Raw genomic sequence first — 12202 nt, forward strand, 5'->3', positions numbered from 1 at the left:
GATTGAGATGCATTGGCAAGATTTCCCCCAATTGTTGCAAGGTTTCTAATCTGTTCAGAACCTAGATGATACGCAGATTGATAGATTGAATGGAAATATTTTTTGATAATTTCACTTTCAATTAGTTCTGTCATAGTGACAATAGAGCCGACAGATATCATAGAATCGTTTTCTTCAATTTTGGCAAACTCTCTCATCTTAGTTAAGTCAATTATATTGTAGTCAGTGAGCTTTTTATTTTTTATTTTGATTATTATATCCGTGCCACCGGCGATAAAATATGTATTTTCATCTTTTATTTTAATTAATTCAATTAATTCGTCTTTAGTTTTTGGAGAGTATATCATTTAGAAACCTCCTTAACAGCAGCATCAATAGCCTCAATGATTTTTATATATCCTGTACAACGGCACAGATTGCCCTCTATTGCCCTTTTTATATTATCCATAGTTGGGTTTGAGTTATTCATCATAAGAGCCTTGGCGCTCATTATAAATCCCGGAGAGCAGAATCCGCATTGAACTGCGCCGTGTTCTACAAATTTTTCTTGAAGAATATCAAATTCACCGTTTTGTTTTAGCCCTTCAATAGTCAAAACTTCACAGTCGTCAACTTGAGCGGCAAGCATTGTACAAGAAGTTACAGCTCTCTTGTTCACTATCACAGTGCAAGCACCACATTCACCTTCAGAACAACCCTCTTTAGTTCCGGTAAGATGTAGTTCATCTCTTAAAAAATCAATAAGACGAGTTTTCTCACTTACATCTGCAGAAACTTCCGCTCCATTTATATTACATGTAATATTCATATAACCACCTCATTATGCACTGTGCATACTTTAATATAAAAATAATACCAAGCTAAAATATTTATGTCAATACGTTTTAACGTGATATATAGAAAATAAATTTTTAATTTGATATTATTTATAATTTAAAACTCGAAAGATGATTCATCTTTATTAAACAGTTCTTTTAAAGAGCCTCTCACTTTAGAGTAGTCTTTTTCAACAAGAGCATCATAAATTTCAATGTGTAGTTTATAATGAACATCTTTATAAGTTTTTTTGTTATATGAAGTTGCCAAGATTAGAATTGAAAACAAGTTATCAAAAATTCTGAGTAAGAATTTATTATCAGCTGCCAAGACTATATTTCTGTTAAAATCTACAAAAGTTTTTACAAAGTTAAAGTTTATATCAGATTGCTCATCTTGAAGTTTCTTCTGTTTTTTTAGAGATTGTTTTTCAAATTCAATTAATTTTTCTGTGTGATTTTCTTCGATTACTATATCCAGCGCTGCAAGAATATTTACTAAAACTGCATTATTAAGTTGGACTATATCTTTTACAGTGAGATTGACAACAGAGTATTTTCCGTCAGAAAATTCTACAAGTCCCTCAGATTCTAAATAACTTAGAGCCTCTCTTATAGGAGTATTACTTATTTTTAGTTCATCACTTAATTTAGAAATCTTTAAACTTTCACCAAGTCTATATTGTCTTTTCAGTATTCTATCTTTTATTAAATTATAAGTTTGTTCTTTTAGATTGATCTTTTTAATTTCCAAATCGTACCTCCTCAATTAATTATAAACCAAGTGTTAAATTAAGAGTAGTTTTAAAAATCAAAGTCTTGTAATAATTGTCAAGAAATGGTTAAGTTTAAATTAAATAATTCAATTAAAGTTTACTTAAATTGCAACTTTAGTATAATAGAATTTAAGGAGGGAATATGAACGACAGATACGATGACGGAGAAAACAAAAATAGAAATAATTTCTTTTTAAATTCTGATGAACTAAGTAAAATTGCAAAGACACTAAAGAATAGCTTTGGAAATTCCGTAAGAGAAATTATGGATATGATAAACAATGCGGAGGTCCCTCAAAGAGCGATAGTTCCGGCAAAGAATAAGAGAATAGTAGAGCAGAATCCAAGAGAGATAAAAAATTCAGCTAGTATGGTTAAACTATTAAATGTAGCTACGTTTTTTTCTATTGCCACGGGAGTTATAGTAATATTTCAGGCGTTGATTGACTTTTTAGATATAACAACAATATTTGTAGGACTTATGTTCTTAGTTGCAGGATTCTTTACAAGAAGAGAAATGAGAAAGCAAAAACTTATTTCCAAAGTAATGCAAAGATACAATAAATATCTAAGAGGTTTTGGAAGCGGGGCAATTTGCAATATAAGAGAACTTGCACTACTTGCAAATGTAGATGAAGAAACAGTTTTGAACGACATATCGTACTACATTCAAAAAGATTACTTTAAAGAAGCAAGGATTGTCGACGGGGCAGTTATGCTTGACAACAAGACCTATGAAGAATACAGAAGAATACCTATAAGAAGTGTAAAGCAAGAAGAAAAAATAGAAGAACCTAAGGCAATAGAGCGAAACTATCTTGGAGAGATGTTGAATTACCATGAATCTCTTGAAGAGCCGATGAAGTCTGAAGTTAAAGAACTATTGCTCTTAGTTGAAAAGATATATTCAAACGCAAAGGCCAAGCCTCAAGATTTGGAGCAATTTGAAAGGTTCAGGGAGTACTATCTACCATCAGTATTAAAATTGTTAGGAGAGTATGAACTAATTCAAAAATCAGGGTTGGATTCGCCAAAGATTTTAGAATTAAAAGAAGATATTAAAAGCTCCATAAAGATAATAAATGAAGCATTTAGAAATCTGCTTGAAGATATGTACGAAGGGGCTGTAATAGATATAAAGACAGACATTTCAGTTTTAAAGAGCATGTTGCACCAAGAGGGATTACTAGATAGATTATAGGAGGATATATGGATTTTGAATTGACGCTCGAACCGAATGAGCCGAAGAGAGAACAAGAAACACAAGTTATAGTTGAAAAGACAGAAGAAGTAGATATAAAGCTGACAGAAGAAGAGAGAAAAAAAGTAGAAGAATTTGCCAAAAAGATAGACATCACAAATTCAAACCAAGTCCTAAGCTATGGAAGCGGAGCGCAAAATAAAATAGCCGGTTTTTCAGAAAAAACTTTGGAGTCAGTGTACACAAAGGATTTAGAAGAAGTTGGAACACTTTTATCAAATGTAGTAAATCAGTTAAAGAGTTTTGAAATAGACGAAGAAGATAAGGGATTCTTCAAAATTTTCAAAAAAGGAGCCAACAAAGTCACAGCATTTAAGACCAAGTTCACAGATGTAGAACACAATGTAAACGATGTAAAAAAAGCACTTGAAGGACATCAAATAACTTTGATGAGAGACATTGCAAACCTAGATGAGATGTATAAATTAAATGCAGATTACTACAAAGAACTTTCCATGTATATAATTGCAGGAAAGAAAAAATTAGAAGAAGCTAAAAATGTAGAATTAAAAGCATTAGAGAGCAAGGCAAACACATCAAATTCTCCGGTAGATGCCCAACTAGTAAGAGACCATATAAACATGATAAACAGGTTTGAAAAGAAACTTCACGACCTTGAACTCACAAAGATGGTAAGCCTTCAAATGGCACCGCAAATTAGAATGATACAATCTTCAAACACAGTCATGCTTGAGAAATTGCAATCCACAATAGTGAATACAATACCACTTTGGAAGAATCAGATGGTTCTTGCGCTTTCAGCAGGACACTCATTGGATGCGGCGAGAGCTCAAAAAGAAGTTACAGACTACACCAATCAGTTGCTTAGAAAAAATGCCGAAAATATTAAAATGGCGACAGTTGAGACACAAAGAGCAACAGAGAGAGGAATTGTGGACATAGATACAATTAAGTACACAAATGAAAAGCTAATAGAAGCCTTAAATGATGTCAAAGCAATACAAGCAGAGGGAAGACAGCGAAGAGCAGAGGCAGAAAAAGCTCTTGCAGAAATTGAGGGAAACCTTAAAAAGACACTTATGGAAGGCAGTAAGATAAATTAATTAAAAATACAAATTTAGAAAATATCTATTGGGATTGCTCCGATAGATATTTTTAATGGTGAGAAAGATTAAAAATACGTCTTAATTTTTTAATACAAATTTGATTTAAAGAGCTGAAAATAATCAAAAATACCACCGTATTTTAAACGATGGTATAATCAAAATGTAAACAAAAAAACAAATTAAAATTAAATTTAAACAATAATTATATTAAAATTTTAATGAGTAAAATAAAAATTTTTAATTTGCGAATATACTACCTGATCCGTAGATGTACAATCCGTCAGGTAATCTACCAGGATTTCTAACTGTAAGATAATAATCACTACCTGCACGAAGACCATCTAAATATCCTATTTTTTTTGTAGCTATATTCATAGTTATTGTTTGTTGACCACCAAATAACCCTCGAGGAGAAAAATCTAAGGCATAAGGATAGTCGTTAAAACCGTTCATGACTGTAGAATTGGAATCACCAATATAGGCATCATGTATTACTGCTTGTATACTAGATGTTGGAACATATATATAGCCAACATCTAAAGAATATCGGATTTTAAAAGAAAAATTACGCAGTGATGAATTTGAGTAAGTTGCACTAGTTAGTGAGCTAGGCTCATTTGTTTTATCAAGCCAAACAAAGTATTCTCCAGTATTCTCATTAAAGTAAGCTACTTCACCTAAATGTTCTAATTCATCTAATGTAACGGGAACATCTTTCGCACCAATAGTTTCATTTTCTTTTGCAAAGCTATAGTTAGAAGTCACTATAACTAAACTAAGCACTAATAAACCTAAATAAAATACTTTTTTCATAGATACCTCCTAAGTTAATTTATTTTATGTGTTTACATTTGATTTTCAAGGTTATATAATGCTTTTGTAACTAACTAAATAATAACATGATTTTAAAAATTTGTATACACTTTTGTTTAAGGAGGAAAATTATGAAAGATAAAAAGATAAAGGCTTTGCTTGGAATTTTATTGGTTTCTACACTAGGACTTGTATTAGTCGGATTTACATTAATGGGCGATAAATATAGAACCAATACTATTGATATTGAGAGGAACTTAAAAGCTATAGGGGTAAATGAAATCAGCAGAAATGAAGGAGAAATTTATTTTTCAGAAAATCAATTATTAAATGTATTTAATTCTTTAGAAGAGGTAGAAGAGAAATTAGACTATAAATTTTTACATTCTTATATAACAGAAGGTGCTAAAGTTGCATATTCAAATAGACACATGACACGAATTGATGTTTTTCATCCTTCAAAAGAACTTACAGATGATAATATTCTAGAGCAGATAGGTAGAAGACCAGTGACATACTATACTATGCAATTTTTAAGAGAAGGAAGTGCAAATTTTGAGCACACTTATGGTGGATACTATACTGATGAGGGAACTGTAAGCATAAAGGGAGTTTCAGCACATATTTTAGGACCGACAGCAGAAGTTAAAGGCGGATATACATTAGATTTTCAATATAATGATGTTATTTATATAGTAGACCGTATACCATCTAAAGAAGAAGCAATTAAAATTTTTGAATCGTTTTTGTCAGAAATTTAAGTATTTAAATAGATTACTATAGATTGAAAAGAAATTTACAGAAAAAGACAATGGAATAGTCTCGGAAAGTGGTTTTAGTTTAGATAAAACGGGTGAATATGATTTAATTAGACTCGACCATGAGAATAGTTGCGTTGAGTATTCGAATTTCAAATAGAGTTTATAATAATTTTTAAAAGCTTAAAAATAAATATCAGTATTAAAGTCTATTGTATTAGAAATGTAGGGGAAGGTGAAAATTGATTTTATAAATATTAGTACTATATTATTTTTAACTATATTTTATTTAAACAAAATGATAAGCTCTCTATTTTCTTAAAAATTCTTTTTTATATAATCAAATACGATTAAAAGTAAAGAGATAATATAAGATAAGATTAAATAAAGAACTAATTTATTTGAGAGGTAAATATTGATTAAAATAATTGGAATTATTAAAAGTAATATATAAGGCTTATATTTTTCCTCTTTAGTATATTTACTGTTTATAAATATACTAAATAAAGAGTATAGAACAACAATTCCAATTATAGCCTTTAATCTATTTTGCCATATTAAAAGATATATTAAAGATATTATAAATAAATTTACAACAAAAGTAACTCTTCTCATATTAATTAATAGCATCTCCATACCAATATGAAGTTTCAGTACGTATATAGTCTCTATAAGCACTATCTCTATAAAAATCTATTATATCGCGACCTTGATATCTATTAGTAGAATAATCATGTCTATAACTTCTTTTTCGAACATACCATAAATCACCCAAACCTTCGTTAACAACTGCGGCGGCTATTCCGGCAGCTAAAGAATATGTTATACCACCACCAAGGACAACAACGATGATAGTAACCGCAGAAGACAGAGTAATACCTCTAGGAAAAGATGTATGTCCTCTTGTAATAGTTGGAGAATTCCATTCACTCCAAGAATAAGGTTTTATTAATAAGTCTTCAAAAGTATCATCATTAGGAATGATATTATGTGAAGAACTATCAAATTGCATTTCTTCAATGATATTTCCGTCCGTATCTTTTAAAATATATTTTGACGTACTTCCGTTAAGATATGTTTCAGCAACATAAGTATCTCCATTTTTCTCTTTTAAAATTATTTTTTCATAATTATCATTTTGTTCAACTATGTAAAAATCTGCACGGTCGGAACTAAACGAAAATGTGCTAACATCAACATTATTTAATAAAATAATAACAACTAATAACACTGAAATGATTTTTTTAATACGTTTTCTCCATTTTCACAATAAACAAATAATAAAATAATATGTTGCTACAAGCAAATGATATCACAAACTTAAAAAGAAAACAAACACTATAAAGATTCTCAAATATCCCCTATTGACATAATATACAAAATTAGATGTATTATTGTAGAAAGTTTTAAAATATTTAAATTAAAAATATTATTGAAAAAGCATGGTTATCAATTTATTGTAAACTATTTACTTCTGTTATATGATATAAAGTCAGGGGGTGTATGATGTTAACAGATACTATAGCTGCTATTTCAACTGCTACGGGGCAAGCCGGAATAGGTATTGTCAGAATGAGCGGGGATGAATCGATTAGAATAGCAGATAAATTTTTTAGACCAATTTCTAAAAAGACAATTGAAGACAGCAAGAACAGAACTATGATGTACGGACATATCTACGACAGTGAAAAGCTTGTAGATGAAGTTTTAGTATGTAAAATGCAGGGCCCTCATAGCTACACTCGTGAAGATATTGTTGAAATATACTGTCACGGTGGGATAGTTTCTGTGAGAAAAATTTTAAATTTATTGTTATCTGCCGGAGCAAGGCTTGCCGATAGAGGGGAGTTCACTAAGAGAGCTTTCTTAAACGGAAGACTGGACTTATCTCAAGCAGAGGCTGTAATAGATGTTATAAATTCTAAGAGTGAAATTTCATACGATATGAGTATTAAGCAACTTGAGGGGAACTTGAGCGGCGCAATAAGATCGATGAAGGAAAAGATAATGAGAATGACGGCTCTTATAGTTGCAAATATTGATTTTCCGGAAGATGAAATAGATATGGCAAATTATAGAAGACTTGAAGAAGAGGCAATCGATGTGATAGGGGATATAGATGGATTGCTAGCCAATTCAAACAGAGGACGTCTTATAAGAGACGGCATAAATACCGTAATCTTAGGTAAGCCAAATGTTGGAAAGTCATCTTTGCTAAATGCCATGTTAAAGGACGAAAGGGCGATAGTTACTGACATTCCTGGAACCACAAGGGATACAATCACAGACTATGTAAATTTAGAGGGAGTGCTTTTAAAGATAACTGATACTGCGGGCATTCGTGAAACTGATGATGCGGTTGAAAAGATAGGTGTTGATCGTGCAAAGCAGAGCATTGAAGAAAGTGATTTGATAATTACAATTTTTGATTTATCAAGAGAGCTGGAAAGTGATGATTATGAAATACTGAAGTTAGTTGACGATAAAAAGCACATAATTTTATTGAATAAAATAGACTTGGATAGAAAAGTTTCTGATAAAGAGCTTAGAGAGTTTTTAGGAGACAGGGAAGCGATAGAGATATCCGTTGAAAGAGACGGAGCTAAGGTGCTTGAGGACAAGGTTGTTGAGATGTTCTTTGATGGAGAGATAAAGGAAACATCTGATATATATGTAAACAACGTAAGGCATATAGAGTCTTTAAAGGCGGCCAAGAAGTCTATGGAAGATGCTCTAACGGGAGTAAAAAACGAAGTGTTTATGGATTTAATAGAGGTGGATTTGGAAGATGCAATTTCAAGTCTATCCAATATTACAGGAGAAACTACTACAGAAGACGTGCTTGATGTGGTATTTAGTGAATTCTGTATTGGAAAGTAGGTATTATGGAAAAAGTTAAAAGATATGAAGCCGGAAGCTATGATGTAGTGGTCATAGGCGGAGGGCATGCCGGCTGTGAGGCGGCTCTTGCTTCAGCTAGAATCGGCAAGGATACGTTGATGTTGGTATTAAATTTAGATTCCATTGCAGCTATGAGTTGTAATCCGAATGTCGGAGGAACCGGCAAGGGACATTTAGTAAGAGAAGTTGACGCCTTGGGCGGTCAAATGGCAAAAGTAATAGACGCAACTTATATTCAGTCGAGGATGTTAAACACATCAAAGGGACCGGCAGTACACTCTCTAAGGGCACAAGCGGACAAGAGAGCGTACCATGATGAGATGAAGAGAGTCATCGAAAATCAAGACAACTTGAGCCTTAAAGAAAATGAAGCTGTGGAACTTTTAATTGAAGACAAAAAAGTTACCGGGGTTGTAACTCACACCGGAGCAATATACAGAGCAAAGGCAATTGTTGTTGCAACGGGAACTTATCTTCACGGCAGAATTCATATTGGAGAGTTAAACTACGCCTCAGGTCCGCAAGGCTTTAAACCGGCAAATGAACTTACTTCTTCACTAGAGGCAAATGGACTTGAAATAATAAGATTGAAAACCGGAACACCGGCAAGGGTTAACAGAAGAAGTATAGATTTTTCCAATATGCAAGTTCAAAAGGGAGATTCTAAGGTTGTTCCTTTTTCTTTTGAAAATTTTGGAAAAGATTTTAGCAAAAAGCAAGAAGATTGCTATTTGACTTATACTACAGAGAGATGTCATGAGATAATCAGAGAGAACATCGGGCGTTCAGCACTATCTCTTGGGAATATAGAGGGTGTTGGGCCTAGATATTGTCCTTCTATTGAAGATAAGGTTACAAGATTTTCAGATAAGCCTTCGCACCAGGTGTTCATAGAGCCGGAAGGGCTTACGACTGATGAAATGTATATTCAAGGGGTTTCATCGTCTCTACCTGAAGATGTTCAAAATGAATTCTACAAGGAGATTATAGGTCTTGAAAACTGTGAGATTATGAGACCGGCTTATGCGATAGAGTATGATGCAATAAATGCAATGGCATTAAAGAGATCTCTTGAACACATGGAGATAGAGGGGCTTTTCTTTGCGGGACAGATAAACGGCTCGTCAGGATATGAAGAGGCGGCGGCACAAGGAATAGTTGCCGGAATAAATGCAGCTTTAAAGGTTGCCGGAAAAGACGCAATGGTATTGGATAGGTCGGAAGCATATATTGGAGTATTAATTGACGATATTGTAACTAAGGGAACGAGAGAGCCTTATAGAATGATGACTGCAAGAGCGGAATACAGATTGACTCTTAGACAAGATAATGCGGATTTAAGACTTACACCAAGGGGATATGAAGTAGGACTTATAAAAGAAGATAGATACCAAAGATTTTTATCACGTAAAGAGGCAATAGAAAAAGAGCTTGAAAGAATTGAGAGCATAAAGATAAATCCAAACGAGGAAAACAATAGAAAAGTTCAAGAGCTTAGTTCTACACCACTTGTAAATACGGTTACTTTGAAAGAACTGTTGAGAAGACCTGAGTTGAATTATGAAAAATTAAAAGTGTTTGATTCAGATAGACCTGAGTTGACAGATGATGTAACTGAACAAGTTGAAATAGAAACTAAATATGAAGGATATATCACTAAGCAACAACAACAGATAAATCAGTTCAAAAAGTTGGAAAGTAAAAAGTTGGAGCAAGACTTTGACTATACAAAGGTAAACGGGTTAAGACTTGAGGCAGTTGAAAAACTTAGCAGAATCAAGCCTGAGTCCATAGGTCAAGCTTCAAGAATAACGGGTGTTTCACCGGCAGATATAAATGTGTTGTTGATTCATTTGGAACTTAGGAGAAGAGATGCTGAAAGACAGACTAATTGATTTCAATCTGGAAACTTCAAAAGTAGAGCAGCTTGAAAAGTACAAAGAAATGCTATTGGAAAAAAATAAGGTAATGAATTTGACTGCCATAACTGATTCTGATGAAGTTGATGTTAAACACTTTCTGGACTCGCTATCAATAGCAAAGACGGAGTATTTAAAAGCAGGGAAGACCTTATTAGACGTGGGAACCGGAGCGGGGTTTCCCGGACTTCCACTCAAAATTTATAATCCGGAAATTGAAGTGACGCTACTTGACTCTCTAAACAAGAGAATTGTTTTTTTAAGAGAAGTAATAGGAGAACTTGGATTAGAGGGCATAGAGGCAATCCATGGAAGGGCGGAAGAAGCCGCAAGGGGAGAGCTCAGAGAATCATTTGACATAGTTACATCAAGAGCCGTGGCAAATATGAGGACACTACTCGAATATGATTTGCCTTTTGTAAAAGTTGGAGGACATTTGATTTGCATGAAAGGCCCTGAACACAAAGAAGAATTGAAAGAGTCTAAGAATGCACTTTCAATTTTAGGCGGAAAACTGAAGGAGATTATCGAAGTTAAATTGCCGAAAGATATAACTCACTACCTAGTAGTTATAGAAAAGGTGAACTCAACAAAAGATAAGTATCCAAGAGCCGGAGGCAAACCAAAATCACAGCCACTATAAGCACTGAGATATCAGTGCTTTTTGTATGCAGAAAACTTTAAAACGTGAGAGCTGTAAAAAGGAAAATAAAAATGCTCCACGTGGAGCATTTTGCCACCAAAGCATTGCAAACACTGGACTTCATTTTTAAAAAAGCAAAAAAATGACTCGAAAAATAAATAGAGCATGAGGAGAATAAAAACAAAATAGAAATTAAAAATAATTTTGATAAGAGGTGATAAAAAAATAAATGAGAGAAATTAAAAAATATAAGTTGAATTTAAAAATGCTCCACGTGGCGCATTTTGCCTCTAAAGCATTGCAAACACGGGGTTTGAATTTTAAAAACAGCAAAAATTGAACTAAAAAATAAATTCTAAATAATATTTATTGGTGTGAATTGCTTGAAAAGTTTTTAAAGCAATATATAATTAATTATAGGAAATAAATTTTGTTGCAAAGATGACAAAAATTTTCTAATAAATAATTGTAATAGATGGAAATTATGGAGGGAAAATGGCTAAGGTCATAAGTGTTTTTAATCAAAAAGGTGGAGTTGGAAAGACTACCACAGTTATAAATCTCTCAGCTGCAATAGCGAGAAAAAAGAAAAAGGTATTAGTTATAGATATTGACCCACAAGCTAATGCAACCTCAGGTCTGGGACTTGGAGGAAGTGAAGGGAAAAACATATATGATCTTCTTGATTCGGGAGAGGTTGAAATACTGCACTCTTCAACGAAAGGATTGGATTTAATAGCATCAAGCCCTGATTTAGCCGGAATTGAGCTTGAAATATCTAAAAGAGATAACTGGCAATATATTTTAAAAGTAACTCTTGAAGATATAAAGGGAGATTATGATTATATTTTTATAGATTCTCCTCCGTCATTGGGAGTTCTTTCAATGCTTTCTCTTGTAGCTTCCGATTCTATATTTATTCCGGTTCAAAGTGAATACTATGCTCTTGAAGGAGTTGGACAACTAATGAATACAATTTCTATGGTAAAGGAGAATTTTAACCCTGATTTGACCATAGAAGGTGTAGTTATGTGTATGTATGACAGTAGGACTAAGCTTTCTACACAGGTTAAAGATGAAGTCAAAAAATATTTCAAAGAAAAAGTATATAACACAACAATTCCAAGAAATATAAGGTTGGCTGAAGCACCAAGTTTTGGAGCGCATATTTTCGACTATGATAATATTTCAAAAGGTGCTTGGTCGTATAGAAAGTTAGCCAAAGAGTTTTTGAACAATCAGGAGTAGT

General features: G+C 32.9%; 12 protein-coding genes. 7 read left to right on the forward strand and 5 right to left on the reverse strand.

The features are described from left to right. The 3 genes from SOR77_RS05810 to SOR77_RS05820 all read right to left on the reverse strand — a co-directional run. Positions 1-347, reverse strand: a 347-nt coding sequence (locus tag SOR77_RS05810; RefSeq protein WP_320636209.1) for an FAD binding domain-containing protein, incomplete at its 3' end; no start/stop codon positions are given. Next, positions 344-808 carry a (2Fe-2S)-binding protein gene (locus SOR77_RS05815; RefSeq protein WP_004819602.1) on the reverse strand — a complete coding sequence of 155 codons (465 nt, stop codon included), beginning with the start codon at positions 806-808 and terminating at the stop codon, positions 344-346. The genes SOR77_RS05815 and SOR77_RS05810, both read right to left, overlap by 4 nt. Before the next feature lie 125 nt (positions 809-933). Further along, positions 934-1569: a GntR family transcriptional regulator gene (locus tag SOR77_RS05820; protein ID WP_320636210.1), complete on the reverse strand. Its 636-nt coding sequence runs from the start codon at positions 1567-1569 to the stop codon at positions 934-936. Between the two features lie 164 nt (positions 1570-1733). Between SOR77_RS05820 and SOR77_RS05825 the strand changes: the two genes are divergently transcribed. Together SOR77_RS05825 and SOR77_RS05830 are read left to right on the forward strand one after the other, a co-directional pair. Beyond that, positions 1734-2792: a 5-bromo-4-chloroindolyl phosphate hydrolysis family protein gene (locus tag SOR77_RS05825; RefSeq protein ID WP_320636211.1), complete on the forward strand. Its 1059-nt coding sequence runs from the start codon at positions 1734-1736 to the stop codon at positions 2790-2792. An 8-nt stretch (positions 2793-2800) separates the two neighbouring features. Continuing rightward, a complete protein-coding gene (locus SOR77_RS05830; RefSeq protein WP_320636212.1) occupies positions 2801-3916 on the forward strand; it encodes a toxic anion resistance protein in 1116 nt (371 codons plus the stop codon). 240 nt (positions 3917-4156) lie between these two features. On the opposite strand, the gene SOR77_RS05835 is transcribed toward SOR77_RS05830, so the two are convergent. After that, positions 4157-4732 (reverse strand): hypothetical protein, encoded by a 576-nt coding sequence (locus SOR77_RS05835; RefSeq protein WP_320636213.1) that lies wholly within the window; start codon positions 4730-4732, stop codon positions 4157-4159. 131 nt (positions 4733-4863) lie between these two features. Between SOR77_RS05835 and SOR77_RS05840 the strand changes: the two genes are divergently transcribed. Next, on the forward strand, positions 4864-5493 hold the full coding sequence (locus tag SOR77_RS05840; protein ID WP_320636214.1) for a hypothetical protein: 630 nt from the start codon (positions 4864-4866) through the stop codon (positions 5491-5493). Between the two features lie 613 nt (positions 5494-6106). Here the strand turns inward: SOR77_RS05840 and SOR77_RS05845 are convergent. Next, a complete protein-coding gene (locus tag SOR77_RS05845; RefSeq protein WP_320636215.1) occupies positions 6107-6721 on the reverse strand; it encodes a hypothetical protein in 615 nt (204 codons plus the stop codon). Between the two features lie 272 nt (positions 6722-6993). On the opposite strand from SOR77_RS05845, the gene mnmE reads away from it, so the two are divergent. The 4 genes from mnmE (at position 6994) to SOR77_RS05865 (ending at position 12201) form a co-directional block, all read left to right on the forward strand. After that, complete coding sequence (gene mnmE, locus SOR77_RS05850; protein ID WP_320636216.1) at positions 6994-8370, forward strand: tRNA uridine-5-carboxymethylaminomethyl(34) synthesis GTPase MnmE; 1377 nt, start codon at positions 6994-6996, stop codon at positions 8368-8370. A 5-nt stretch (positions 8371-8375) separates the two neighbouring features. Then, positions 8376-10286, forward strand: a complete 1911-nt coding sequence (gene mnmG / locus SOR77_RS05855) for a tRNA uridine-5-carboxymethylaminomethyl(34) synthesis enzyme MnmG (protein ID WP_320636217.1) — start codon at positions 8376-8378, stop codon at positions 10284-10286. Then, on the forward strand, positions 10264-10953 hold the full coding sequence (gene rsmG, locus SOR77_RS05860) for a 16S rRNA (guanine(527)-N(7))-methyltransferase RsmG (protein WP_320636218.1): 690 nt from the start codon (positions 10264-10266) through the stop codon (positions 10951-10953). The genes mnmG and rsmG overlap by 23 nt, the downstream gene beginning before the upstream one ends. A gap of 495 nt (positions 10954-11448) precedes the next feature. Continuing rightward, positions 11449-12201, forward strand: coding sequence for a ParA family protein (locus SOR77_RS05865; protein ID WP_320636219.1), 753 nt, complete (start codon positions 11449-11451; stop codon positions 12199-12201). The last annotated feature ends 1 nt before the right edge of the window (position 12202 follow it).

Source organism: Peptoniphilus sp., assembly GCF_034090345.1.
Taxonomy (GTDB): Bacteria; Bacillota; Clostridia; order Tissierellales; family Peptoniphilaceae; genus Peptoniphilus.